A 24,194-nucleotide genomic window follows, 5' to 3' on the forward strand; every position below is an offset into this window, starting at 1 on the left:
GTGCGTTGATGTCGGCGCGCACGCCGGGGGCGGCGCGCCGTGGCCACGTCGGCGCACGCCGGGGCGTGGGCGGTGGCGGGGCCAGTCTAGCAAGCTCGCTGGCCGGCGCCACCGTGCTTTCATGGATGCGGCTCGGCGCGGGCGGGCGTCGTGGCGCCGCGCGGCGATGCCGCGATGGCGTCGGCCGCCGCCACCGCGTGCGCCAGGTCGGGTTGCAGGTCGGCCTGGATCAGGGGCAGCAGGCCGCAGCGGCGTGCCATGTCCAGCGGCTGGGCGGCCAGGCCGCTGGCGATCAGCCGCACGCCCCGGGCCTGGCAGCTGCGCGCCAGGCTCAGCAGGGCGTCGGCGCCGGTCGAGTCCAGGTACATCACGCGCTCGAAGTCCAGCACCAGCACCCGCGCGGGCAACTCATCCTGCAGGTCTTCCACCAGCGGGGCCGAGCCGAAGAACAGCGCGCCCGACAGGCGCCGCACCTGCACCTGCCCGGCTTCCGCCGCCAGCTCGGGCGGCGCCAGCACGTCGGCGCGCGACAGCCGGGCGATGCGCACGATGAAGGTCACGCAGGCGGCCAGGATGCCCAGTTGCACCGCCACCGTCAGATCGAAGATCACCGTCAGCAAGAACACCGACAGCAGCGTGATGCGATAGGGCAGCGTGAGCGCGCGCAGGTGCGCGAAGGCGCGCCATTCGCCCATGTTCCAGGCCACGAACATCAGGATGGCCGCCAGCGTGGCCAGCGGGATCGAGGCCGCCAGCGGCGCCGCCACCAGAATGACCGCCAGCAGCACCAGCGCATGCACGATGCCGGCAATGGGGCTGGTGGCGCCGCTCTTGACGTTGGTGACGGTGCGCGCGATGGTGCCGGTGGCCGGCATGCCGCCGAACAGTGGCGCCGCCACGTTGGCGATACCCTGCGCCATCAACTCCTGGTTGGGGTCGTGCCGCTCGCCGATCATGCCGTCGGTCACGCGCGCGCACAGCAGCGATTCGATGGCGCCCAGCAGCGCCAGCGTGATGGCCGGCAGCAGCAGAAAGCGCGCCGTCTCCCAGCTGAACTCGGGCAGCGCGAACGCCGGCAGCGCCGCCGGGATGCCGCCGAAGCGCGAGCCGATGGTCTCCACCGGCAGCTTGAGCAGCCCCACCGCCGCCGTGGCCACGACCAGCGCCACGATCGAGCCCGGCACCCGGCTCAGCTTGCCGCTGAAGGGCACGCGCGGCGCCAGCGCCGGCATGGCGTGCTGCCAGGCGACGATGATCACCAGCGACAGCGCCGCCACGCCCAGCGCCCACGGGTTGAGGGTGTGCACATGCCCCCACAGCGCGCCCAGGATGCCGAAGAAGTCGCCCGGCATCTTGGGAATGGCGAGGCCCAGGAAGTCCTTCACCTGCGACAGCCCGATCAGCACCGCGATGCCGTTGGTGAAGCCGATGATCACCGCGATTGGGATGAAGCGCACCAGCGTGCCCAGCCTGAACAGGCCCATCAGAAACAGCAGCACGCCCGACAGCAGGGTGGCGATGATCAGGTTGGCCACGCCGTAGCGCTGCACGATGCCGTAGACGATGACGATGAAGGCCCCGGCCGGCCCACCGATCTGCACCCGGCAGCCGCCCAGCGCCGAGATCAGAAAGCCCGCGATGATGGCCGTGAAGATGCCCGCCTGCGGCGGCAGGCCCGAGGCGATGGCGAAGGCCATGGCCAGCGGCAGCGCCACCACGGCCACCGTCAGGCCGGCCCCGATGTCGGCCATCAGGCGCGCACGGTTATAGCCCGCAAGGGCGTCGATGATTCGAGGGTGAAAGCTGAAGAACACGGCCACTGCTCCGGACGATGGGACGAGAACGACGGACACACGGAAGGTGCCGCTGCGCCGGAGGCCCACAGTGCCGCAGCCGCGTGATGAAGCGGCGGCGGCGTGTCAGTGGCGGTGCGATGAGCATGGACGCGGAAGGCGGTGTTCGCCCGCAGTGTATGCCCAGGGATTGGCGTGCGTTCGGTGCGGGTGGCGGAGCGCGACGGACCGATTCGGTATTCTTCGGTGGCGCGGCCAGTGTCGCGCGCCGCCCCATGCCTTCATCCGCCTGGTTCACCCGCCGCCGTCTGCTGCGCGGCGCCCTGCGCGCCAGCACCATGGCGCTGCTGCCGCCCCACCTGCAGCGGGCGCTGGCGCAGGCGCCGACGCGTGCGGGCACGCTGGCCGACATCCGGCACGTGGTGCTGCTGATGCAGGAAAACCGCTCCTTCGACCATTACTTCGGCACCTTGGCCGGCGTGCGCGGCTTCGGCGATCCGAACGCGCTGCGGCTGGCCGAAGGGCGCAGCGTGTTTCATCAGCCCGACGCGGTCAATCCGCTGGGCTACCTGCTGCCCTTTCACCTGGACACCGCGACCAGCAGCGCGCAAAAACTGCCTTCGACCAGCCATGCCTGGGCGGTGCAGCACCAGGCCTGGAACGGTGGGCGCATGGACCAGTGGGTGAGCGCCCACCGCCAGGCCGACGGCGCGCGCGGGCCCTACACCATGGGCTACTTCGAGCGCGCCGACATCCCGTTTCACCACGCGCTGGCCGAGGCCTTCACCCTGTGCGACGCCTATCACGCCTCGGTCATGGGCCCCACCTGGCCCAACCGGCTCTATGCCATGACCGGCACGATCGACGCCGAGGGCATGGACGGCGGCCCGATGATCCGCAACCAGGCGCCCGCCGATGGCCTGCGCTGGGGCACCTACGCCGAGCGGCTGCAGCAGGCCGGCGTGCCCTGGCGCGTGTACGAGCACTCGCCCAAGGGCCGGCCCTTCAACATGCTCAAGCTGTTCGCGCGCTTTCGCGATGCGCCCGCCGGCGCGCCGCTGCGCGCCCGGGGCCTGCCCGCACCCAGCGAGGACGAATTCGAGTGGGACGTGCGCCACGACCGGCTGCCCGCCGTGTCCTGGCTGTTGCCGCCGTTTGCCGCCTCCGAGCACCCCGACGCCATGCCGGCCGCCGGCGCCAACTTCATCGCCCGCAAGCTCGATGCGCTGGCGGCCAACCCGCGGGTCTGGGCCAGGACTGCCCTCATCCTGAACTACGACGAGAACGACGGCCTGTTCGACCACGTGCCGCCGCCCGTGCCGCCGGCCGGCACGCCGGGCGAGTTCGTCGGCGGCCTGCCGATTGGCGGCGGCTTTCGCGTGCCCTGCATCCTGATCTCGCCCTGGACGGCGGGCGGCTGGGTGTGCAGCCAGCCCTTCGACCACACCTCGGTGCTGCAGTTTCTGGAGCGCGTCACCGGCGTGCGCGAACCCAACATCACGGACTGGCGCCGCCGCACCTTTGGCGACCTCACGTCGGCGTTCCGCTTTCGCGAGTCCAGTCTCGGCTGGCCCGCGCTGCCCGATGCCGCGCCGCTGCTGCAGCGCGCACGCCAAGAGGTGGCGAGCTTGCCGGCGCCTTTGATACCGCAGGCCGATCAAAGTCTGCCCCAGCAGGCGCCGGGTAGCCGCCGATCCGTTCCGAGGTAGGCGTTTTTGCTCCCTCGCCCCAAAGGGGCGAGGGAGCAAAACCGGGGCGAGGACGAACGGGCCGCGCGTCAGCGCACCCGCATCCCCGGCTGCGCCCCAGCAGTCGGCTCCAGCACGTAAATGCCCGGCTGCGCCTTTTCATCACCGTGGCTGGCGGCCAGCACCATGCCTTCGCTGACGCCGAACTTCATCTTGCGCGGCGCCAGGTTGGCCACCAACACCGTGAGCTTGCCTTTCAGGTCTTCGGGTTTGTAGGCGCTGGCGATGCCGCTGAACACGTTGCGCATGCGGCCTTCGCCGGCGTCCAGGGTCAGGCGCAGCAGCTTGGTCGAGCCTTCGACCGCCTGGCAGTCGACGATGCGGGCGATGCGCAGGTCGATTTTGGCGAAGTCGTCGATGCTGATGGTGGGCGCCAGTGCTTCGCCACCGGGCGTCGTTGCTTCTGAATTCGTAGCTGCCGGCGCTTGCTGTGCGGGCGCTGGAGGCTCGAACAAGGCATCGAGCTGCTTGATGTCCACGCGCTGCATCAGGTGCTTGTACTCGCCGATCTGCCAGCCGGCGCCCAGCGGCTTGGTCGCGTCGGCCAGGCGCGCGGGCGGCTCCATCAAGAACTGCGCCACCTCGGCGGCCAGGCGCGGCAGGATGGGCGCCAGGTAGATCGTGAGCACGCGGAAGGCCTCGATGCAGGTGCTGCACACGTCGTGCAGGCGCTCGGCCTGCTCGGGCTTCTTGGCCAGCTCCCAGGGCTTGTTGGCGTCCACGTAGGCGTTGACGCGGTCGCACAGCGCCATCACCTCGCGCACGGCCTTGCCGTAGTCGCGCTGCTCGTACAGGCTGGCGATGTCGTCCCGCGCGCCCTGCAGCGCCTGCAGCAGCGCCTGGCCGTCGCCGGACACCGTGCCCAGCCGGCCGCCGAAGCGCTTGCCGATGAAGCCGGCGGCACGGCTGGCGATGTTGACGTACTTGCCGATCAGGTCGGCGTTGACGCGCGCCATGAAGTCGTCGGCGTTGAAGTCGATGTCCTCGTTGCGCCCCGACAGCTTGGCCGCCAGGTAGTAGCGCAGCCACTCGGGGTTCATGCCCAGCTCCAGGTACTTGAGCGGATCCAGCCCGGTGCCGCGGCTCTTGCTCATCTTCTCGCCGTTGTTGACGGTGAGAAAGCCGTGCACGAACACGTTGTCGGGCACCTTGCGGCCGCTGAACTTGAGCATGGCCGGCCAGAACAGCGTGTGGAAGGTGATGATGTCCTTGCCGATGAAGTGGTACTGCTCCAGGCCGGGCTGCGCCAGATAGGCGTCGTAGTCCTGGCCGCGCTTGCCCAGCAGGTTTTTCAGGCTGGCCAGGTAGCCGATGGGGGCGTCCAGCCAGACGTAGAAATACTTGCCCGGCGCGTCGGGGATCTCGATGCCGAAGTAGGGCGCGTCGCGCGAGATGTCCCAGTCGCCCATCTTGAAGGCGCCGTCCTCGCCCGGCTCGATCCACTCGCGCACCTTGTTGGCCACCTCGGGCTGCAGGCGCTGCGTCCACTGCTGCAAAAAGGCGATGCAGCGCGCGTCCGACAGCTTGAAGAAGAAGTGCTCGCTGGTCTTCAGCTCGGGCCGCGCGCCGGTCAGGGCCGAGTAGGGCTCGATCAGCTCGGTGGGCGCGTACACCGCGCCGCACACCTCGCAGTTGTCGCCGTACTGGTCCTTGGCGTGGCAGTTGGGGCACTCGCCCTTGATGAAGCGGTCGGGCAGGAACATGCCCTTTTGCGGGTCGTAGAACTGCTCGATGGTGCGCGTCTCGATCAGGCCGGCGGCCTTCAGGTCGCGGTAGATGGCCTGCGAGATCTCGGCGTTCTCGCGGCTGTGCGTGCTGTGCCAGTTGTCGAAGCCGATCAGAAAGCCGTCCAGGTACTGCTTGCGCCCGGCGGCGATGCCGGCCACGAACTGCTCGGGCGTCAGGCCCGCCTTCTCGGCCGCGATCATGATCGGCGCGCCGTGGGCGTCGTCGGCGCCCACGAAGTTGACCGCATTGCCCTGCATTCTCTGGTGCCGCACCCAGATGTCGGCCTGGATGTATTCCATGATGTGGCCGATGTGGAACTTGCCGTTGGCGTACGGCAGGGCGGTGGTGACGAAGAGCTGGCGGGGAGCGGACATGGCGGCGGGCAAGGAGTGCGCGGCAAAACCGGGCATTTTAGGGTGCGGGCCGCCGCGCCCGGTGTTGCGCGGTGCGGGGCTCAGCGGCGCCGCTCGGGCCAGTCGAAGAAGCGGCAGATCGCCTGGCTCTGCGCCATCGCGTCGGCGCGGCCCAGGCGCATCAGCTCCTGCGTGAAGGCGGCCTCGAACAGCAGGTAGGTGGCCAGGCCCGCGCCGTGCGCGCCGCCCGCGCCGCGGTGCATGCCCAGCATGGCCAGCAGCGCGCGCGCCGAGCGCGGCAGCTCGTCCAGGTGCTGCGTGGCCAGATCGTCCAGCCGGCGCGAGGGCGTGATGACCAGCAGGTCGATCGGCTGCAGCCCGGTCCGGGCGCGGCGCTCGGGCTCGACCAGCGACAGCACGTGGTTGAGCCGCGCAAGGTGTTCGGCGTCGCCGGCCAGGGTGTCCAGAAACACGCTGGACAGCGCGTGGCTGGCGACCTGGGCCAGCGAGGGGTAGCCCGGGTCGCTTGCCGCGCCGTTGCCCTCGGCCTCGCGCGCGCCGCCCACGCCGATGGCCAGCACGCGCTGCGCGCCCAGATGGATCGCCGGCGCAATGGGCATCAGCTGGCGCATCGAGCCGTCGCCGTAGTAGCCGGTGCGCCCCTCGACTTCCACCCGCGCGGCCGGAAACAGGAAGGGGATGGCGGCCGAGGCCATCACGTGGTCCACCGTGATGGCGGTGCGCAGCGCGCGCCGGCGCACGCGGCTCCAGTCCCGCTGGGTCTCGGCGGCATCGTAGAAGGTGATGTGCTCGTCGCTGCTGTAGCACGAGCTGGTGAGCGCCACGGCGCGCAGGTGGCCGCCCGCCAGCAGGCCGGGCAGGCGCTGCAGCGGCAGCTGCTCGTGCAGCAGCTCGCGCAGCGGGGCGTTGTCCAGCAGCGAGCGCGGCTGCAGTGTTCGCCCCTGCCGGCCCGACCACCAGCCCGCCAGGAACAGGCCCAGCCAGTGCAGGCCGCCGCGCAAGGCGTCGCGCGCGTCCACCCGGTAGACTTGGTGCGAGCCCATGTGGCCCCACACCCGCGCCAGCTGCGCCACGCCGTGATGAAAGCGGTCGGCCGCGCAGGCCAGCGCCATGGCGTTGATGGCGCCCGCCGAGGTGCCGACCACGATGTCGAAGGGCAGGCCGTGCTGGCCGGGATGGCTGCGCCGGCGCAGCGCCGCGATGGCTTGCAGCACCCCCACCTGGTAGGCCGCGCGCGCGCCGCCGCCGGTCAGCAACAGGGCGGTGCAGGGCCGGGCGGCGGGCTGGGGCATATTCATGGTGGGCATGGGGTCAAGGGCGCGGACCGAACGATCGGGGCGTGCCGGCAAATAGACTACGGCTTTCAAAAAAGGTCAATCCATGAGCATTCAGCAACAAGACGTGCAGCAGGCGGTGCAGGCCGTGATCGATCCGACCACCGGACAGGGCCTGCTGGAGCTGGCGCAGATGAAGAACCTGCGGGTCGACGGCGCCGACGTGTCGTTCGACATCGAGCTGGCCTATCCGGCGCAAAGCCGGCACGCGGCGCTGCGCCAGGCGCTGGTGGCCGCCGTGCGCGCGCTGCCGGGCGCGGGCAACGTGTCGGTGCACATCGCCACCCGGGTGGACGCGCACGCCGCGCAGCGCGGGCTGCCGCTGCTGCCGCAGGTCAAGAACATCGTGGCCGTGGCCTCGGGCAAGGGCGGCGTGGGCAAGAGCACCACCACCGCCAACCTGGCGCTGGCGCTGGCCGCCGAGGGCGCGCGCGTCGGTGTGCTGGACGCCGACATCTACGGCCCCAGCCAGCCCATCATGCTGGGCATCCACGGCCGGCCCGAAAGCCGCGACGGCAAGAGCATGGAGCCCATGAACGGCCACGGCCTGCAGGTGATCTCGATCGGCTTTCTGGTCGACCCCGACCAGGCCATGGTCTGGCGCGGGCCCATGGCCACGCAGGCGCTCGACCAGCTGCTGCGCCAGACCCACTGGCACGACCTGGACTACCTGATGGTCGACATGCCGCCGGGCACGGGCGACATTCAGCTCAGCCTGAGCCAGCGCGTGCCGCTGTCGGGTGCGGTCATCGTCACCACGCCGCAGGACATCGCGCTGGCCGACGCGCGCAAGGCGGTGACCATGTTCGAGAAGGTGGGCGTGCCCATCCTGGGCCTGGTCGAGAACATGGCCGTGCACGTGTGTTCCCACTGCGGTCACGCCGAGCACATCTTCGGCGCCGATGGCGGCAAGCGCTACGCCGCCGAGAAGGGGCTGGACTACCTGGGCGCGCTGCCGCTGGCGCTGTCCATCCGCGAGCAGGCCGATTCGGGCACGCCCACCGTGGCGGCCGAGCCCGATGGCGAGGTCGCCGCCACCTACCGGCAGATGGCGCGCCAGATGGCCATCGAACTGGCGCGGCGCACGCGCAACGCGACGGGCAAGCTGCCCACGATCACGCTTTCGCGCGACACCTGATCGTTCTCGGCCATGCATTTCGTGTGACGGGCGGCCAGGGCACCGGGAAAACGCAGGCGATGGGCCGCCGTCGGTCGTCAGGATTAGTGCCAAAGTGTAATTGTTTGCGTGGGTGTTTTGTCGTAGGGTAGATGCCTTGCACAAAAGCCTCGCGCCATGAACTCGCTCGACCTCCGATCGCTTGCGGACTGGACCGGCCCGGTGATGGTGAACGGCGCCGTCGTGGCGGCCGCGCTGGCGGTCCTGCTGCTGGCGCTGGCTTGGCTGTGGTGGCCGCGCAAGAGCCGGCCCGCTGCCGAGCAGAGCGTCAGCTCGTCGGCGCGCTTTGCCGCCATGGCGCCCATCGACGAGGAACAGGTGGCGCTGCTGCGCTATCTGCACGATGCCTTTCCCGAGGGGGCGGTGCTGTTTCGCCCGCCGCTGGGGCGCTTCCTGACGGTGCGCAGCGGCCGTGATCGCCAGTCGGTGCGCCGCTGGCTGGACCACGCGCAGGTGGATTTTTTGTTGTGCGACGAAGAGGGCCGGCCGCAATACGCCTTCGAGGTCGACCTGCTGCGCACGCGCGACGACCCGCTGGCCCAGCGCCGCCTGGCCGAAAAAAACCACGCGCTGCGCACGGCCGGCATCCGCCTGATCCGCTTCAAGGGGGCGCTGTCGAGCTGGCCGCTGCCCGAGGTGCTGCGCGAGCGCGTGCTGGCCGCGGCGCGGCCCACGCCGTCGTCGGGCTTTGGCGCCAGCGGCTATGCCAGCTCCGGCTTTTCACGCGGCGGCGACGCCTCGGGCTTTGCCCCGTCGGGCTTCACGCCTTCGGGCTTCGAGGGCTCGCAGCCGCCACGTGCGGCCGGTGTGCCCTCGGGCGTGATGAGCCTGACCGACCTGGCGGGCCTGGCGCCCGCCAACCAGGAAGACCCGTGGCAGACGGTGCGCAAGCGCTCTTGATTTTGTAGCTATCTGCGCGCTCAGTGCGCGGCCTGCTCGCGCTCGCGCAGCCGAAAGCGCTGGATCTTGCCGGTGGCGGTCTTGGGCAATTCGCTGACGAACTCGATCTGGCGCGGGTACTTGTAGGGCGCCAGCCGCGTCTTGACGAAGGCCTTCAGTTCCTCCTCGGTCGCCGTCGCGCCGGGCTTGAGCGTGACGAAGGCCTTGGTCTTGATCAGGCCCTCGGCGTCGGCCACGCCGATCACGGCGGCCTCCAGCACGGCCGGGTGCTGCACCAGCGTGGCCTCGACCTCGAACGGGCTGACGTACACGCCGCTCACCTTCAGCATGTCGTCGCTGCGCCCGCCGTAGGTGTAGCTGCCGTCTTCGTTGCGCACGTACTTGTCGCCGCTCTTGGTCCAGCCGCCCTGGAAGGTTTCGCGCGTCTTGGCGCGGTTGCCCCAGTACATCATGGCCGCGCTGGGACCCTGGATGTACAAGTCGCCCGGCTCGCCGTCGGGCACCGGCTGGCCGTGGTCGTCGCGCAGCTCGACCGTGTAGCCTGGCACCGGCCAGCCGGTGCTGCCGTAGCGCACCCGATCGGGCCGGTTGGACAGGAAGATGTGCAGCATCTCGGTGGAGCCGATGCCGTCGACGATGTCGACGCCGAAATGCGCCTTGAAGCGCTCGCCCAGCTCGGCTGGCAGCGCCTCGCCGGCGGACGACACCAGGCGCAGCGCCACCCGATCGCGCGCCGGCAGGGCGGGGTCGGCCAGCATGCCGGCAAAGCCGGTGGGGGCGCCGTAGAACACCGTCGGCTTGAGGCCGCACACGCCGCCGGTCAGGCGCTTGAAGGTGGCCGCGGGCGTGGCGCGCTCGGCCATCAGCAGGGTGGTGGCGCCCACGCTCATCGGAAAGCTCAGGCCGTTGCCCAGGCCGTAGGCAAAGAACAGCTTGGCGGCCGAAAAGCCGACGTCGTCCTCGCGCAGCCGCAGCACGCCCTTGCCGTACAACTCGCAGGTCCAGTAGGGGTTGGCGTGCGAGTGCACCGTGCCCTTGGGCCGGCCGGTGGAGCCGCTGGAATACAGCCAGAAGCCCGGGTCGTCGGCCTGGGTGGCGGCCGGCTTGGCCAGCGGTGCGTGCGCGGCGACAAAGGCCGAAAAATCGATCTGCCCGGGCTGCAGCGGCGCCAGCGGGTGCGAGACGATCACGCGCTGCACCTCGTGGTCGCTCTTGACCATGGCGGCTGTCAGCGTGGGCAGCAGCGCGCCCGACACCAGCACCGCCTGGGCGCGCGAATGCTCCAGCATGTAGGCGTAGTCGTCGGCCGTGAGCAGGGTGTTGACGGCCACCGGCACCAGCCCGGCGTACAGGCTGCCCAAAAAGGCCACCGGCCAGTCCAGCCCGTCGTGCATCAGCAGCAGCACGCGCTCCTCGCGGCGCAGCAGCAGGCCCAGCAGGCCGGCGGCCAGGCCGCGCACGCGCTCGTCGAGCTGGCCGTAGCTCAGGCTGCCGCTGTCGTCGACGAAGGCGGCCTTGTCGGGGCGCTGGGTGTTGGCGGCCAGCAGATGGGCGGCAAAATTGAAGCGCTCGGGCGGCGCGGCGACGGTGGGGGTGGTCATGAAAGGGTCTCCGGGCGGGGCCGACGACGGCTGGCCCGCGGTGCACAATGAATTATTGTGCTGATTATCTTACATGCAATAAAATGCATGTCAAGATTCGACCTGCCGCCAACCTGCCCCGGGAATCTCGCATGAACACCACGACGACGACCGAACTCGCGGTTGCCACCGCGCCCGAGCCCGAGACCCGCCACCCCTTCCTGCTGGCGCTGGGCGAGCGCGTGCGCGAGCAGCGCGCGCGCCGAGGCATGACGCGCAAGGCGGTGGCGCTGGCGGCCGACGTGTCCGAGCGCCACCTGGCCAACCTCGAATACGGCATGGGCAATGCCTCCATCCTGGTTCTGCTGCAGGTGGCGCGGGCCTTGCAGTGCGAGCTGAGCGAGCTGCTGGGCGACGTCACCACCTCTTCGCCCGAGTGGCTGCTGATCCGCGAGCTGCTGGCCGGCCGCGGCGAGGCCGAGCTGCGCCAGGCGCGCGAGGCGCTGGGCCACCTGTTCCAGGACCCGGGCGCGTCGCGGCGCGCGCGCGGCACGCGCATCGCGCTGATCGGCCTGCGCGGGGCCGGCAAGTCCACGCTGGGGCGGCGCCTGGCCGAGGACCTGGGCTACGCCTTCATCGAGCTGAGCCGCGAGATCGAGCAGTTCGCCGGCTGCGGCATCCACGAGATCCACAACCTGTACGGCACCCACGCCTATCGCCGCTACGAGCGCCGCGCGCTGGAAGAGGCCCTGCAGATCTACCCCGAGGTGGTCATCGCCACCCCGGGCGGCCTGGTGTCCGACGCGGCCAACTTCAACCTGCTGCTGGAGCATTGCCTGACGATTTGGCTGCAGGCCTCGCCGACCGACCACATGGCGCGCGTGGCGGCGCAGGGCGACCTGCGCCCGATGGCGGCCAGCACCGAGGCGATGGAAGACCTCAAGCGCATCCTGGCCGGGCGCTCGGCCTTCTACGCCAAGGCCGACCTGCGCCTGGACACCAGCCAAGGCAGCGAGGACGAGGCCTTTGCCCGCCTGCGCCGCCTGACGCGCGAGGCCATTGGCCAGCCGGTTTGAAAAGATGCATTAAATTGCATTGACTCGAACCAAAACATGCAATATGATGCATGTATTGCTCGGGTAGGGGCCCATCGGCCAGGCCCGGGTTTTCCAAGGCCGCAGTCCCACTTCATCCAGGAGCCCTCGCCGTGAACGCCCCCCTGCCCAACCCCAAGGTCGACTACCGCACCGACCCCAGCCAGTACCACCACGTCAAGCTGTCCTTCGACGGCGCCGTCGCCACGCTGGCGATCGACATCGACGAGGACGCGGGCATCCGCCCCGGCTACAAGCTCAAGCTCAACAGCTACGACTTGGGGGTCGACATCGAATTGCACGACGCGCTGCAGCGCGTGCGCTTCGAGCACCCCGAGGTGCGCAGCGTGGTCGTCACCAGCGGCAAGGACCGCGTGTTCTGCTCGGGCGCCAACATCTTCATGCTGGGCCTGTCCAGCCACGCCTGGAAGGTCAACTTCTGCAAGTTCACCAACGAGACGCGCAACGGCATCGAGGACAGCAGCCGGCACAGCGGGCTGAAGTTCATCGCCGCGCTCAACGGCGCCTGCGCCGGCGGCGGCTACGAGCTGGCGCTGGCCTGCGACGACATCGTGCTGGTCGACGACCGCAGCAGCAGCGTCAGCCTGCCCGAGGTGCCGCTGCTGGGCGTGCTGCCCGGCACCGGCGGCCTGACGCGCGTGACCGACAAGCGCCATGTGCGCCACGACCTGGCCGACATCTTCTGCACCACCAGCGAAGGCGTGCGCGGCCAGAAGGCGGTCGACTGGCGCCTGGTCGACGCCATCGCCAAGCCGGCGCAGTTCGCGGGTTTCGTCGCCGAGCGCGCCGCCAAGCTGGGTGAAAAGAGCGACCGGCCGGCGTCGGGCAAGGGTGTGCCGCTGCCGAAAGTGCAGCGCACCGAGACGGCCGACGGCATCGCCTACCAGCACGTCAACGTCGCCATCGACCGCGCGCGGCGCGTGGCCACGCTGACGGTCAAGGCGCCGACGGGCGCGCAGCCGGGCGATGTGGCCGGCATCGAGGCCGCCGGCGCCGCCTGGTGGCCGCTGGCCATGGCGCGCGAGTTGGATGACGCCATCCTGCACCTGCGCACCAACGAGCTGGACATCGGCACCTGGCTACTCAAGACCGAGGGCGACGCGGCGGCCGTGCTGGCCAACGACGCGCTGATGCAGGCCAACCAACAGCACTGGTTCGTGCGCGAGACGCTGGGCATGCTGCGCCGCACCCTGGCGCGGCTGGACGTGTCCTCGCGCAGCCTGTTCGCGCTGGTCGAGCCGGGCTCGTGCTTTGCCGGCACCCTGGCCGAGCTGGCCTTCTGCGCCGACCGCGCCTACATGCTGGTGCTGCCCGACGAGCCGGCCAAGGCGCCCCGGCTGCAGTTGAACGAGCTGAACTTCGGCGCCTATCCCATGGTCAACGGCCAGTCGCGCCTGGCGCGCCGCTTCTATGAAGAAGAAGCGCCGCTGGCCGCCGCCCGCGCCGCCATCGGCCAGCCGCTGGATGGCGAAGCGGCCGACCAGCTGGGCCTGATCACCGCCGCGCCCGACGACATCGACTGGGACGACGAGGTGCGCATCGCGCTGGAAGAGCGCGCCGCCATGAGCCCCGATGCCCTCACGGGCCTGGAGGCCAACTTGCGCTTCGCCCAGAAAGAGAACATGCTGACCCGCATCTTCGGCCGCCTGACCGCCTGGCAAAACTGGATCTTCCAGCGCCCCAACGCCGTCGGCGAGCACGGTGCGCTCAAGGTCTACGGCAAGGGCGACAAGGCCCAGTTCGACTGGAACCGCGTCTGACGGCGCGCGCCACGCCGGTTTCAAGCAAAAAGAGGCTGCAGCGACCGCCAATCAAGCGCGAGCAGCTATTGATTTGATAGTTTTCGGTCCATCTTTCGATTCCATCAGGAGACCCTCATGAGCAGCATCGACTACAGCCAGAAGATTCCCAACAACGTCAACCTGTCCGAAGACCGCACGCTGCAGCGCGCGCTGGAAAGCTGGCAGCCCGACTACCTGAAGTGGTGGCAGGACATGGGCCCCGACGGCTCGCACGGCTTCGACGTCTACCTGCGCACCGCCACCAGCGTCGACCCGCAGGGCTGGGCGCACTTCGACTACGTCAAGATGCCCGAGTACCGCTGGGGCATCTTCCTCAACCCGGCCGAGCAGGACCGCAAGATCCACTTCGGCGACCACCTGGGCGAGGCCGCCTGGCAGGACGTGCCCGGCGAGCACCGCGCCAACCTGCGCCGCATCATCGTCACCCAGGGCGACACCGAGCCGGCCAGCGTCGAGCAGCAGCGCCACCTGGGCCTGACGGCGCCCAGCATGTACGACCTGCGCAACCTGTTCCAGGTCAACGTCGAGGAAGGCCGCCACCTGTGGGCCATGGTCTACCTGCTGCACAAATATTTTGGCCGCGACGGCCGCGAAGAGGGCGAGGCGCTGCTGGAGCGCCGCAGCGGCCAGGAGGACAACCCGCGCATCCTGCAGGCCTTCAACGAGAAGACGCCCGACTGGCTGTCCTTCTTCATGTTCACCTACTTCACCGACCGCGACGGCAAGTTCCAGCTGTGCGCGCTGGCCGAAAGCAGCTTCGATCCGCTGGCCCGCACCACCAAGTTCATGCTGACCGAAGAAGCGCACCACATGTTCGTCGGCGAGTCGGGCGTCAGCCGCGTCATCCAGCGCACGGTGGACATGATGAACCAGCTCAAGACCGACGATGTGCAGAAGCTGCGCAACGCCGGCGTGATCGACCTGCCCACGCTGCAGCGCTACCTGAACTTCCACTTCAGCGTCACGATCGACCTGTTCGGCGCCGACGAGTCGAGCAACGCCGCCACTTTCTACAGCACGGGCCTGAAGGGCCGCTTCGAGGAAGGCAAGCGCGCCGACGACCACATCCTGAAGGGCCAGCACTACAAGGTGCTGAACGTGGTGGACGGCAAGCTGGTCGACAAAGACGTGCCCATGCTCAACGCCCTGAACGAGGTGCTGCGCGACGACTACATCAAGGACTCGGTGGGCGGCGTGACGCGCTGGAACCGCGTGATCGAGAAGGCCGGCATCCCGTTCCGCCTGACGGTGCCGCACAAGGCCTTCAACCGCCGCATCGGCGCGCTGGCCGGCGTGCGCGTCAGCCCCGAGGGCCAGGTGGTGAGCGAGGCCGAGTGGAACGCCAAGGTGAAGGACTGGCTGCCCACCGCCGAAGACCGTGCCTACGTCACCAGCCTGATGGGCCGCGTGGTCGAGCCCGGCAAGTTCGCCGGCTGGATCGCCCCGCCGGTGATGGGCATCAACCGCCAGCCGGTGGACTTCGAGTACGTGCGTTTTAATTGAGGACGCGCAGGGCGCGGGTGCGCTGTGGCCCGCGTCCCGCGCCTGAACCGCAGGGGTTGAAGAACCATGGACACCCGAACCAACACCACGCTGCTCAAGCAGCACCTGATCGACCCGGCCATCTGCATCCGCTGCGGCGCCTGCGAGGCGGCGTGCCCTATTCAGGCGATCTCGCACGACGCCAACAACTACGTCGTCGATCCGTCCATCTGCGAGAAGTGCCTGGCCTGCATCCCGGTCTGCCCCACCGGCGCCATCGACAACTGGCGCATGGTGCCCACCGCGCGCGCCTATGCGCTGGACGAGCAGTTCGGCTGGTTCGAGCTGCCCGAGGAGCTGACGCCGGCGCAGCTGGCCGAGTTCGGCGCCGAGCTGCCGGACGAGGCCGCGGCGGCCGATGAGGCGCCGCAGACGCTGGCCCAGGCCGAGGCCGCGCTGGCCGTCGAGCCGGCGTCGGGCGACTCCGCCCCCGCCAGCCCCGCCGGCGGCTACACCGCCCGCACGCCACCCTGGTCGGCCGCGCACGCCTACGTCAACCTGTATGGCGCGCGCGCGGCGCACAAGACGGTGACCGCCACCTGCGTGGGCAACGTGCGCGTCACTGAGGTCGGCAAGCAGTACGACACCCACCACATCATCCTGGACTTCGGCGCCATGCCCTTCCCGGTGTTGGAGGGTCAGTCCATCGGCGTCATCGCGCCGGGGCTGGACGCGCGTGGCCAGCCGCACTTCGCGCGGCAATATTCGGTGGCCAGCGCGCGCAACGGCGAGCGGCCGGGCTACAACAACGTCTCGCTCACCATCAAGCGCGTGCTGGAGGACTACGAAGGCAACCCGGTGCGCGGCGTGGCCAGCAACTTCATGTGCGACCTGAAGGTGGGCGACAAGGTCGAGGTCATCGGCCCCTTCGGCTCCACCTTCCTGATGCCCAATCACCCGAAGAGCCACATCGTGATGATCTGCACCGGCACCGGCAGCGCGCCCATGCGCGCTATGACCGAGTGGCGCCGGCGCCTGCGCAAGAGCGGCAAGTTCGACGGCGGGCGCCTGCTGCTGTTCTTCGGCGCACGCTCCAAGGAGGAGCTGCCCTACTTCGGCCCCTTGCTGAGCCTGCCGCGCGACTTCATCGACCTGAACTTCGCCTTCAGCCGCACGCCCGGCCAGCCCAAGACCTACGTGCAGGACCGCCTGCGCGAGCGCGCCGCCGACCTGGCGCCGCTGCTGCAAGACGCCAACTGCTACTTCTACGTCTGCGGCCTCAAGGCGATGGAAAACGGCGTCATGCAGGCGCTGCGCGAGGTGGCGCAGGACGCCGGCCTGGACTGGGCCGAGCTGAGCGAGCGCCTGAAGAAGGAAGGGCGGCTGCACCTGGAGACCTACTGATCTCCGGGCGGTCAAATGCTATTCAAATGATAGCTGGTTGCGCTTGATTGGTAGGCGCTACAAGCCAATTTCATTTGAATCGCAGGGACGAGGTCGGCTGAGGCCGAGCCGTATCTTGCATGCCCGGATTCACTTGGTCAGGATCAGCTTGCCCAGCTTGGTGGCCTGCAGGCGGTACACCGCGCCGTTGTGGCTGATCTCGATCGTGCGCCGGCCCTGCAGCAAGGCCTCGCTGGGCAGCGGCGTGCTGCCGTCGGCGCGGCGCGCGGCCACCGGCGGTGATGCGGGCGGAGGTGGAGGTGGCGCTGGAGGGCTGGTCACGCGCAGCGTCTCAAGGCCGGGGTGGCTCGGTGATGAAGCCGATTTTCTGGATGCCGGCCTGCTGCGCCGCGGCCATGGCCTGGGCCACGCGCTCGTAGCGCACGTCGCGGTCGCCGCGCAGGTGCAGCTCGGGCTGCGGCTGCTGCTGGCCCGCGGCCTGCAGGCGCGCGGCCAGCTGCTCGTCGCTCAGGCGCTCATCGTCCAGCCAGTAGCTGCCGTCGGCCTTCACCGTCAGCCGCAGAGTCTGCGGCTGGATCAGCTCGGGCTCGCTGCTGGCGCGCGGCAGCTCGATGTTCACCGCGTGCTTCATCACCGGCACGGTGATGATGAAGACGATCAGCAGCACCAGCATCACGTCGATGAACGGGATCATGTTGATCTCGCTCATCACCTCTTCGTTGTCGTCGGCGATGAATCCGGCCATGACGCGCTCCTCAAGCCTTCTTCATCGGGACGATGTTGCTTTCGCCGGCGCCCACCGTCACGCGCGCGCCCGTCACGTAGTAGGCGTGCAGGTCGTGCGCAAAGCGCCCCAGCTTGACCTGGATGTGCTTGTTGCCGCGCACCAGCGCGTTGTAGCCCAGCACGGCCGGGATGGCGACGGCCAGGCCCAGCGCGGTCATGATCAGCGCCTCGCCAATGGGGCCGGCCACCTGGTCGATGCTGGCCTGGCCGGCGCCGCTGATGCGCATCAGCGCGTGATAGATGCCCCACACGGTGCCGAACAGGCCGACGAAGGGCGCGGTCGAGCCGACCGAGGCCAGGACGGCCAGGCCGGCCTGCAGCTTGGCCGTGGTGCTGTCGATGCTGTTGCGCAGCGCGCGCGAAATCCAGTCGCTGGCGTCCAGCGAATCGTGCAGCTGTGCGGCCGTGGCGCGGTGGTGCGCCGCCGCCTCGCGTCCTTCCAGCGCGAGCTGGCGAAACGGATTGGCCTCGCCCAGGCCCAGCTTGGACAGGCCCTCGGCCATGTCGCTGGAGTGCCAGAAACCCTCCACCCGCGCCGCCTGGCGCTTGGCACGCACCACGTCGAGCGCCTTGATGAGGATGACCACCCACGAGGCCAGCGACATGAACACCAGCACCGCGAACACGGCGCGCGTGACCGTGTCGCCCTGGCTCCAGACGTGAATCAGACCGAATTGGGAATCCATTGCAACTTACTCCAGAACGAAATTGATGGGGACGTTGAACCACATGGCCTCGGGCACGCCGCCGCGCGTGCCGGGCACGTAGCGCCAGCGGTCGCGTGCGGTCTCCAGCGCCACCTGGTCCAGCCGGTCATAGCCACTGGACTGCTGGATGCGCGCCTCTTGCGCGCGCCCGTTGGTGCCGATCAGCACGCGCACCACCACGCGGCCCGATTCGCCCAGGCGGCGACTCATGGCGGGGTAGGCCGGGGCCGGGTTGTTCAGATAGGCCGCCCTGGACGAGGGCTGCACCACTACCGGGGGCGCCGGTGCGGCCACGGGGGCCGCGGACGGGGGCGGGGCGGGCGCCGGTTCGGCCACCGGGGCGGGGGCGGGCGCCACGGCCACCACCGGTGCGGTGGGCGCGGCCTCGGCCACGGCCAGTGGCTGGGGTGCGGGGGTGGGCGCGCGCTGCACCTGGCGCGGCGCGGGCTTGACCACCGGGCGCGGCTTGGGCGGCGGGGGCACGGGTGTGGGCGGCGGCGCGACGACGGGCTCGGGCGCTGGAGCCGGCGCAGGCGCAGGCGCCACGAATTCGGCCAGCAACTGTGCGGGCACCACCACTTCCTCGGGGGGGCGCTGCAGCAGGCCGGCCTGCAGGGCCCACAGCGCCGCGCCGTGCAAGGCAATCACGGCCCCCACGATCACGGCGTTGCGGCCGAGGGCGGGCAGAGTGGGCATGGCGGGAGCGGCGAGGGCAGTCAAGGTGAGAAAGAAATCGTCGAGGCCCGGCCTGGCTGGGCCGGGAGGTCGCTTGGGCTGCGGGGGAAAGGGTCAGCGGCGCAGTACCCAAGCCAGCGCACCCACCACGAGGATCAGGGCGCCCAGGGTGGGCATGATGGCCGAGAGGGACATGCTGGCGGCTTGCTCTGGATCAAGAAGCTCAGGGACGCACCCAGGCCGTACCGTCCTGGCTCTGGGCCTGGGTCAGCGCCGCCACCGGCTGGGCGGCATTGCACTGGTCAACCAGTTCGCGGGCGCAGCTTTCGCACGAGCCGCAGCAGGTGGCCACGCCCAGCTCGAGCTGGATGTCGTCAAAGCTCATGCCGGCACGGACATGGCGGGTGATCTCGCGGTCGGAGACGCGGTTGCAGACACAGACGATCATGGCGGGGTTCACAAAATCAATCAGCGAGCCCCAATCTTAAATGAGAATGAATCTCATTGCAATCTTTTTGCGGGCCAACTCTCCCGCCCATGGAAACGCCTATCCGTGCCGCACCGCCACCGTCTTCAGCACGGTAAAGCCGTACAGCGCCTCAAAGCCCTTCTCGCGCCCGTAGCCGCTGGCCTTGTAGCCGCCAAAGGGCAGCTCCACGCCCCCACCGGCGCCGTAGTTGTTGATGAAGACCTGGCCGCTTTTCACGCGCCGGGCCATGCGGAACTGCCGCGCGCCATCGCGCGTCCACACGCCAGCCACCAGGCCGAAGGCGGTGGCATTGGCCAGCTCGACCGCATGGTCTTCGTCCCGGAACGGCATGGCCGACAGCACGGGGCCAAAGACCTCCTCCTGCGCCACGCGGTGCGCCACCGGCACGTCGGCCAGCAGCACGGGTGCCTGGTAAAAGCCGGTCTCAGGCGCCTCATCGACCACGCGGCCCTGGGCCACCGTGGCGATGCCGGCGGCCTGCGCGTCGCTCAGGAAGTCCCACACGCGCTGCTGCTGGCTGGCGCGGATTAGCGGGCCCACGTCCAGATCCAGCGCCGCCGGGCCCACGCGCAAGGCCTCGAAGGCGGCGCCCAGGCGCTCCAGCATTGCGGGGTAAATGGCCTGCTCGATCAGCACGCGCGAGCCGGCCGAGCAGGTTTGCCCGGCGTTCTGCACGATGGCGTTGATGACCACCGGGATGGCGGCATCCAGGTCGGCGTCGGCAAAGATGATTTGCGGGCTCTTGCCGCCCAGCTCCAGCGTGACCGGACAGTGGCGCTCGGCGGCCACCTGATGGATGAGAGTGCCCACCCTGGGGCTGCCGGTGAAGCTGATGTGGTCCACGCCGGGGTGGCGCGCCAGCGCGTCGCCCACCTCGTGCCCATAGCCGGTGACGATGTTGATGGCGCCGGGCGGAAAGCCCGCCTCGGCCGCCAGCTCGGCCACGCGGATCAGCGACAGGCAGGCGTCCTCGGCCGGCTTGACCACGCAGCAATTGCCCGCCGCCAGCGCGCCGCCCACGCTGCGCCCGAAGATCTGCATCGGGTAGTTCCAGGGAATGATGTGGCCCGTCACGCCGTGCGGTTCGCGCCAGGTCAGCACGCTGTAGCCGCTTTGGTAGGGCAGGGTCTCGCCGTGCAGCTTGTCACAGGCGCCGGCGTAGAACTCGAAGTAGCGCGCCAGCGCCGCAGCGTCGGCGGCGGCCTGCTTGGTGGGCTTGCCGCAGTCGCGCTGCTCCAGCGCGGCCAGCTCGCCCGCGTGCGCGGTCACGGCGTTGGACAGCTTCATCAGCAGGCGCCCGCGCTCGGCGGCGCCCAGGGCGCTCCAGGGGCCGTCGAAGCAGGCGCGCGCCGCTTGCACGGCGGCGTCGATGTCGCGCGCGTCGCTGCGCTGGATGGCGTCGAAGGGCTGGCCGTCCGAGGGGTCGAGCACCGGCAGGGTCTGACCGGTGGCGGACGCGACCGGGCGGTTGGCGATGAAGTTCAGTTGCATGCCGGCATTGTGCGGCACGCGGCACTGGCGTTGGTGCGCTGCCAGCCGCGCACGCCATGGGGCCGTCGCGCCAGAATGAGGCGCTGCTGCTCCCGCCGCTCGCCATGTCCAAGCCGCCCATCGCCCGACTGCCCACCGCCATCTGGGCGCTGGGCTTTGTCAGCCTGCTGATGGACGTGTCGTCCGAGATGATCCATGCGCTGCTGCCGCTGTTCATGGTCGATGCGCTGGGCATGAGCGTGGCGCTGGTCGGGTTGCTGGAAGGCCTGGCCGAGGCCACCGCACTGCTGCTGAAGGTGTTCTCCGGCGTCATCAGCGACTGGTTCGGCCGACGCAAACCACTGGCGCTGCTGGGCTACGGCCTGAGCGCGGCGTGCAAGCCGCTGTTTGCCCTGGCCACCGGGCCGGCGCTGGTGTTCACGGCGCGGCTGCTGGACCGGGTGGGCAAGGGCATTCGCGGTGCGCCGCGCGACGCCCTGGTGGCCGACCTGGCGCCACCGGCGCAGCGTGGGGCTGCCTTTGGCTTGCGCCAGGCGCTGGACACGGTGGGCGCGTTCCTGGGCCCCCTGCTGGCCACCGCGCTGATGCTGCTGTGGGCCGACAACTTTCGCGCCGTGTTCGTGGTGGCGCTCGTCCCGGCGCTGCTGTGCGTGCTGCTGCTGGCGCTGGGCGTGCAGGAGCCCGAGTTACCGCGCGGCGCACGCCGCGTCAACCCGATTTCCAGGGCCAGCCTGCGGCGCCTGCCCGCGACCTACTGGTGGGTGGTGGGCGTGGGCGCGGTGTTCACGCTGGCGCGCTTTTCCGAGGCCTTTCTGGTGCTGCGTGCGCAGCAGGTGGGGGGAGCGCTGGCCCTGGTGCCGCTGGTGATGGTGGCGATGAACGCGGTGTATGCCGCGGCGGCCTACCCCTTCGGCAAGCTGGCCGATCGCGTGCCGCCGCGCGCGCTGTTGGCGGGCGGCCTGGCGGTGCTGATCGCCGCCGACGTGGCGCTGGCAACCAGTACGCATTGGAGCGGCCTGCTGCTGGGCGTGGCGCTGTGGGGCCTGCACATGGGCATGACGCAGGGCGTGCTGGCGGCGATGGTGGCAGCCAGCGCGCCGGGGGACCTGCGCGGCACGGCCTTCGGCTTTTTCAACCTGCTGAGCGGCGGCGCCATGCTGGCCGCCAGCGTGGTCGCGGGCCTGCTGTGGGAGTGGCTGGGCCCGGCATGGACCTTTGGCGCGGGCGCCGCCTTCAGCGCGCTGGCGCTGCTGGGCCTGGTGGCCTGGGTGCGGTGCGCCGTGCCAGGACGACGAGCACCCCCACGCTGACGGCGCACTGCAGCACCAGTGCGGCCAGATACATCCAGACGTCGGCCAGCGGCGCGCCCATCTGGTTGACGCGCAGCGAGGCCTGGATGCCCAGGGTGCTGGGGATCAGCCAGCGCAGGGCCTGCAGCAGGGTGGGCAGAGCTTCGTCGGGCCAGGGCACGCCCGAGAGAAAGAACATCGGCAGGGCGGTGAACAGCAGCACCTGCAGGGCACGCTCGCGGTCGCGCACCAGCAGGCCGATGACCAGGCCCAGCGCGCACACCGCCGGCACGTACACCAGCAGGAGCAGCGCGGCGGCGGCCGGGTTGCCGCCCCGCGGATAGTCCTGCAGAAAGAACACCCAGCCGAAATAGAACGCCCCACTGGCCAGGCCGATGCACGACAGCCCCGCCACCCGGCCCAGCCAGGCCGCGGGGGTGGCGCGCAGCCGGTGCGCTTCGGCCCAGCCGCCCACCAGCATGGCGGCGCCCATCAGCAGCGTCTGCTGCAGGATCAATAGCGCCACCGCCGGTACCACGTAACTGCCGTAGCCCTCGGTGGGGTTGAACAGCGCCACCGCCTGCAGGTTCAGCGGGCTGCGGGCCGCGGCGGCCTGCCCGGGCGCCATGCCGTGCGCTTGCAGCGTGCGGATCTCGATGCCGGCCGACACGGTGCCCACGGCTTCGCCAAAGCCCGAGAGCACGGCCTTGTTGAGCAGGGCGTAGGCCCCGTTGCCGGCCACCGGCACCACCACCGGGTCGCCCCTCAGCACGTGGCGCTTCAGGTCGGCCGGCAGCAGCGCATAGCCCTCGATCTGGCCGCGCCACAGCAGCTGCCGGGCCTGGCGCTCATCGGGTGTGACCAGCACCAGCTGCAGGCGCGGGCTGGCTGCCGCAAAGCGCGCGATCTGGCGCGACAGGCTGCTGCCGTCCTGGTCGACCAGCGCCACCGGAACGCGCGTGACGGCCTGGCTGCTGTACGGCCAGGGATAGAAAAACCCATACACCAGCGGCGCGGCCAGCAGCACCAGCAGCACCCCGCGGTCGCGCAGCACGTCGCCCAAGGTGGCGAGCCAGGCGGCCAGAAACCGCCGGCGGGCCCGGTGCGATTCGGCGGCTCGGGGCGGTCCGCTCATCGCGCGCCCCAGGTGCCGGGCTGGGTGGCCGTGCGCGCCAGCAGGGCGGCGCTGACGGCCAGCAGCAGGGCGGCGGCCAGCGCCATGCCAGCGGACGGGCCCAGCGACTCGGCCACGGGCGCGCCCATCAGCAGCTGCTCGGTCTGCACACGGGCATAGTGGGTGTAGGGCAGGGCCAGCGCCCAGGCGCGCGCCAGCGCGGGCATGGACAGCAACGGAAAGCCCATGCCGCCAAAGGCAAAGGCCGGTGCGGTGATGAAGCCGGTGGCCGACAGCGCGGTACGCAGCGAGCGGGTGATCGCGGCGGCCGCGGCGCCCATGGCCAGCGACAGGGCCAGGAAGACCAGGTTGGCCGCCAGCGTCAGCGTCAGCGAGCCGGCGGGGCGCCAGCCGCGCCCCAGGGCCAGCCACAGCAGGGCCACCGTGCCGACCGCACCCAGGCCGACGAAGGCCGGCACCAGCTTGCCCAACAGCGCGCCGGCGACTTGGCGGACGCTGGGGCGTGGCCCCAACCAGTCGCCCAGGCTGCGCTCGCGCAGCTCGCTGCCCACGGCCCAGGCGCCGGCGGCCATGGCCATGATGTGCAGCAGCGCGGGAATGAGCGCCAGGGTGAGGAACTGCTCGTAGTTGCTGGCGGTGTTGAACAGCGTCAGCAGCGCCGTGCGCAGCGGTTCCATGCGGGCGCGTGCCTGGGCCATGGGTTCGCCCCGCTTGTTGCGCGCCGCCAGCTCGATGCCGGCCGAGACAGTGCCGACGGCGGTGCGCACGTCGCGCTGGATCAACCCGGAGTGCGTGCCCAGCTGGGCGTTGTGCAGCAAGACCACGGTGGCCGCGCCGCCGCGCTTGACCTGGGCGGCCAACCCGGGCGGCAGCTGCACGGCGGCATGGATGCGCCCGTTGGTCAGGGCGCGGTCCATCTGCAGCGGGTCGGCATAGCGCTCGATCACGTGCAGTCCGGGCGAAGCGTCCAGAAAGCGCACTACCTGGCGCGACAGCGCGGAGTGGTCCTGGTCGAGCACACCGATGGCCAGGCGCTGGGGCAGGCCCGCCGAGAAGATCCAGCCCATCAGCAGGCAGGCCAGCAGCGGCAGCCAGGTGATCATCGCCAGGTCCCAGGGGCGCACCGCCAAGCGCGCGCATTCGCGGCGCAGGCTGGGCAGGATGCCGGCAGGCGCTGGCATGGC

The 24,194-nt window shown here is 70.2% G+C and carries 20 protein-coding genes; 8 read left to right on the forward strand and 12 right to left on the reverse strand.

Annotated elements, in window-relative coordinates; genetic code table 11:
* Window positions 1-119: 119 nt before the first annotated feature.
* Window positions 120-1,751, reverse strand: coding sequence for a SulP family inorganic anion transporter (locus ACWHMB_RS04390; protein WP_377482609.1), 1,632 nt, complete (start codon window positions 1,749-1,751; stop codon window positions 120-122).
* Between the two features lie 317 nt (window positions 1,752-2,068).
* On the opposite strand from ACWHMB_RS04390, the gene ACWHMB_RS04395 reads away from it, so the two are divergent.
* On the forward strand, window positions 2,069-3,502 hold the full coding sequence (locus ACWHMB_RS04395; RefSeq protein ID WP_447648448.1) for an alkaline phosphatase family protein: 1,434 nt from the start codon (window positions 2,069-2,071) through the stop codon (window positions 3,500-3,502).
* A gap of 68 nt (window positions 3,503-3,570) precedes the next feature.
* Here the strand turns inward: ACWHMB_RS04395 and metG are convergent, their stop codons facing one another.
* Both metG and ACWHMB_RS04405 read right to left on the reverse strand, forming a co-directional pair.
* The gene (metG, locus tag ACWHMB_RS04400) at window positions 3,571-5,643 is read right to left on the reverse strand and encodes a methionine--tRNA ligase (RefSeq protein ID WP_377482613.1); all 2,073 of its coding nucleotides are present in this window, start codon (window positions 5,641-5,643) and stop codon (window positions 3,571-3,573) included.
* Window positions 5,644-5,723: 80 nt separating this feature from the next.
* Window positions 5,724-6,941, reverse strand: coding sequence for a patatin-like phospholipase family protein (locus ACWHMB_RS04405; RefSeq protein ID WP_377482615.1), 1,218 nt, complete (start codon window positions 6,939-6,941; stop codon window positions 5,724-5,726).
* An 82-nt stretch (window positions 6,942-7,023) separates the two neighbouring features.
* Between ACWHMB_RS04405 and apbC the strand changes: the two genes are divergently transcribed.
* Together apbC and ACWHMB_RS04415 are read left to right on the forward strand one after the other, a co-directional pair.
* The gene (gene apbC, locus ACWHMB_RS04410) at window positions 7,024-8,115 is read left to right on the forward strand and encodes an iron-sulfur cluster carrier protein ApbC (protein WP_377482617.1); all 1,092 of its coding nucleotides are present in this window, start codon (window positions 7,024-7,026) and stop codon (window positions 8,113-8,115) included.
* 156 nt (window positions 8,116-8,271) lie between these two features.
* A complete protein-coding gene (locus tag ACWHMB_RS04415) occupies window positions 8,272-9,054 on the forward strand; it encodes a DUF2726 domain-containing protein (protein ID WP_377482619.1) in 783 nt (260 codons plus the stop codon).
* 20 nt (window positions 9,055-9,074) lie between these two features.
* Here the strand turns inward: ACWHMB_RS04415 and ACWHMB_RS04420 are convergent, their stop codons facing one another.
* The gene (locus ACWHMB_RS04420; RefSeq protein ID WP_377482621.1) at window positions 9,075-10,655 is read right to left on the reverse strand and encodes a benzoate-CoA ligase family protein; all 1,581 of its coding nucleotides are present in this window, start codon (window positions 10,653-10,655) and stop codon (window positions 9,075-9,077) included.
* A 131-nt stretch (window positions 10,656-10,786) separates the two neighbouring features.
* Between ACWHMB_RS04420 and ACWHMB_RS04425 the strand changes: the two genes are divergently transcribed.
* The 4 genes from ACWHMB_RS04425 to boxA all read left to right on the forward strand — a co-directional run bounded on the left by ACWHMB_RS04425 (window position 10,787) and on the right by boxA (window position 16,437).
* Window positions 10,787-11,710, forward strand: a complete 924-nt coding sequence (locus ACWHMB_RS04425) for a helix-turn-helix transcriptional regulator (RefSeq protein WP_293226235.1) — start codon at window positions 10,787-10,789, stop codon at window positions 11,708-11,710.
* A gap of 50 nt (window positions 11,711-11,760) precedes the next feature.
* Window positions 11,761-13,509, forward strand: a complete 1,749-nt coding sequence (gene boxC, locus ACWHMB_RS04430; protein WP_377482623.1) for a 2,3-epoxybenzoyl-CoA dihydrolase — start codon at window positions 11,761-11,763, stop codon at window positions 13,507-13,509.
* Window positions 13,510-13,626: 117 nt separating this feature from the next.
* Entirely contained in the window at window positions 13,627-15,054 is a 1,428-nt protein-coding gene (gene boxB, locus ACWHMB_RS04435) for a benzoyl-CoA 2,3-epoxidase subunit BoxB (RefSeq protein WP_377482625.1), read from the forward strand.
* Window positions 15,055-15,120: 66 nt separating this feature from the next.
* The gene (gene boxA, locus ACWHMB_RS04440; RefSeq protein ID WP_377482627.1) at window positions 15,121-16,437 is read left to right on the forward strand and encodes a benzoyl-CoA 2,3-epoxidase subunit BoxA; all 1,317 of its coding nucleotides are present in this window, start codon (window positions 15,121-15,123) and stop codon (window positions 16,435-16,437) included.
* 129 nt (window positions 16,438-16,566) lie between these two features.
* Here the strand turns inward: boxA and hemP are convergent, their stop codons facing one another.
* From hemP to ACWHMB_RS04470, 6 genes are all read right to left on the reverse strand, one after another.
* Window positions 16,567-16,710, reverse strand: a complete 144-nt coding sequence (gene hemP / locus ACWHMB_RS04445; protein ID WP_377553387.1) for a hemin uptake protein HemP — start codon at window positions 16,708-16,710, stop codon at window positions 16,567-16,569.
* A 58-nt stretch (window positions 16,711-16,768) separates the two neighbouring features.
* Window positions 16,769-17,182, reverse strand: a complete 414-nt coding sequence (locus ACWHMB_RS04450) for an ExbD/TolR family protein (protein ID WP_377482631.1) — start codon at window positions 17,180-17,182, stop codon at window positions 16,769-16,771.
* A 10-nt stretch (window positions 17,183-17,192) separates the two neighbouring features.
* The gene (locus ACWHMB_RS04455) at window positions 17,193-17,909 is read right to left on the reverse strand and encodes a MotA/TolQ/ExbB proton channel family protein (protein ID WP_377482633.1); all 717 of its coding nucleotides are present in this window, start codon (window positions 17,907-17,909) and stop codon (window positions 17,193-17,195) included.
* A 6-nt stretch (window positions 17,910-17,915) separates the two neighbouring features.
* Window positions 17,916-18,626 carry an energy transducer TonB gene (locus tag ACWHMB_RS04460; RefSeq protein WP_377482635.1) on the reverse strand — a complete coding sequence of 237 codons (711 nt, stop codon included), beginning with the start codon at window positions 18,624-18,626 and terminating at the stop codon, window positions 17,916-17,918.
* A 202-nt stretch (window positions 18,627-18,828) separates the two neighbouring features.
* Window positions 18,829-19,053 (reverse strand): (2Fe-2S)-binding protein, encoded by a 225-nt coding sequence (locus ACWHMB_RS04465; RefSeq protein WP_377482959.1) that lies wholly within the window; start codon window positions 19,051-19,053, stop codon window positions 18,829-18,831.
* A gap of 99 nt (window positions 19,054-19,152) precedes the next feature.
* On the reverse strand, window positions 19,153-20,586 hold the full coding sequence (locus ACWHMB_RS04470; RefSeq protein WP_377482637.1) for an aldehyde dehydrogenase family protein: 1,434 nt from the start codon (window positions 20,584-20,586) through the stop codon (window positions 19,153-19,155).
* Window positions 20,587-20,690: 104 nt separating this feature from the next.
* Here ACWHMB_RS04470 and ACWHMB_RS04475 point away from each other — a divergent pair, with 104 nt between their 5' ends.
* Window positions 20,691-21,896 (forward strand): MFS transporter, encoded by a 1,206-nt coding sequence (locus ACWHMB_RS04475; RefSeq protein WP_377482639.1) that lies wholly within the window; start codon window positions 20,691-20,693, stop codon window positions 21,894-21,896.
* Here the strand turns inward: ACWHMB_RS04475 and ACWHMB_RS04480 are convergent.
* Complete coding sequence (locus ACWHMB_RS04480; RefSeq protein ID WP_377482641.1) at window positions 21,820-23,010, reverse strand: ABC transporter permease; 1,191 nt, start codon at window positions 23,008-23,010, stop codon at window positions 21,820-21,822. The genes ACWHMB_RS04475 and ACWHMB_RS04480 overlap by 77 nt on opposite strands.
* The gene (locus tag ACWHMB_RS04485; protein ID WP_377482643.1) at window positions 23,007-24,191 is read right to left on the reverse strand and encodes an ABC transporter permease; all 1,185 of its coding nucleotides are present in this window, start codon (window positions 24,189-24,191) and stop codon (window positions 23,007-23,009) included. Before ACWHMB_RS04485 ends, ACWHMB_RS04480 begins: the two co-directional genes overlap by 4 nt.
* Window positions 24,192-24,194 lie beyond the last annotated feature (3 nt).

This window comes from Ottowia pentelensis, from assembly GCF_964341695.1.

Excerpts from the sequence above, each read along its gene's own strand:
- ACWHMB_RS04425 (WP_293226235.1), top strand. The coding sequence starts at position 10,787 with ATGAACACCACGACGACGACCGAACTCGCGGTTGCCACCGCGCCCGAG.
- ACWHMB_RS04450 (WP_377482631.1), bottom strand. The coding sequence starts at position 17,182 with ATGGCCGGATTCATCGCCGACGACAACGAAGAGGTGATGAGCGAGATC.
- ACWHMB_RS04465 (WP_377482959.1), bottom strand. The coding sequence starts at position 19,053 with ATGATCGTCTGTGTCTGCAACCGCGTCTCCGACCGCGAGATCACCCGC.
- boxC (WP_377482623.1), top strand. The coding sequence starts at position 11,761 with ATGTATTGCTCGGGTAGGGGCCCATCGGCCAGGCCCGGGTTTTCCAAG.
- ACWHMB_RS04390 (WP_377482609.1), bottom strand. The coding sequence starts at position 1,751 with ATGGCCGACATCGGGGCCGGCCTGACGGTGGCCGTGGTGGCGCTGCCG.
- ACWHMB_RS04475 (WP_377482639.1), top strand. The coding sequence starts at position 20,691 with ATGTCCAAGCCGCCCATCGCCCGACTGCCCACCGCCATCTGGGCGCTG.
- ACWHMB_RS04420 (WP_377482621.1), bottom strand. The coding sequence starts at position 10,655 with ATGACCACCCCCACCGTCGCCGCGCCGCCCGAGCGCTTCAATTTTGCC.
- metG (WP_377482613.1), bottom strand. The coding sequence starts at position 5,643 with ATGTCCGCTCCCCGCCAGCTCTTCGTCACCACCGCCCTGCCGTACGCC.
- ACWHMB_RS04415 (WP_377482619.1), top strand. The coding sequence starts at position 8,272 with ATGAACTCGCTCGACCTCCGATCGCTTGCGGACTGGACCGGCCCGGTG.
- boxB (WP_377482625.1), top strand. The coding sequence starts at position 13,627 with ATGAGCAGCATCGACTACAGCCAGAAGATTCCCAACAACGTCAACCTG.
- ACWHMB_RS04485 (WP_377482643.1), bottom strand. The coding sequence starts at position 24,191 with ATGCCAGCGCCTGCCGGCATCCTGCCCAGCCTGCGCCGCGAATGCGCG.
- ACWHMB_RS04460 (WP_377482635.1), bottom strand. The coding sequence starts at position 18,626 with ATGCCCACTCTGCCCGCCCTCGGCCGCAACGCCGTGATCGTGGGGGCC.
- ACWHMB_RS04455 (WP_377482633.1), bottom strand. The coding sequence starts at position 17,909 with ATGGATTCCCAATTCGGTCTGATTCACGTCTGGAGCCAGGGCGACACG.
- apbC (WP_377482617.1), top strand. The coding sequence starts at position 7,024 with ATGAGCATTCAGCAACAAGACGTGCAGCAGGCGGTGCAGGCCGTGATC.
- ACWHMB_RS04470 (WP_377482637.1), bottom strand. The coding sequence starts at position 20,586 with ATGCAACTGAACTTCATCGCCAACCGCCCGGTCGCGTCCGCCACCGGT.
- boxA (WP_377482627.1), top strand. The coding sequence starts at position 15,121 with ATGGACACCCGAACCAACACCACGCTGCTCAAGCAGCACCTGATCGAC.
- ACWHMB_RS04480 (WP_377482641.1), bottom strand. The coding sequence starts at position 23,010 with ATGAGCGGACCGCCCCGAGCCGCCGAATCGCACCGGGCCCGCCGGCGG.
- ACWHMB_RS04405 (WP_377482615.1), bottom strand. The coding sequence starts at position 6,941 with ATGAATATGCCCCAGCCCGCCGCCCGGCCCTGCACCGCCCTGTTGCTG.
- ACWHMB_RS04395 (WP_447648448.1), top strand. The coding sequence starts at position 2,069 with ATGCCTTCATCCGCCTGGTTCACCCGCCGCCGTCTGCTGCGCGGCGCC.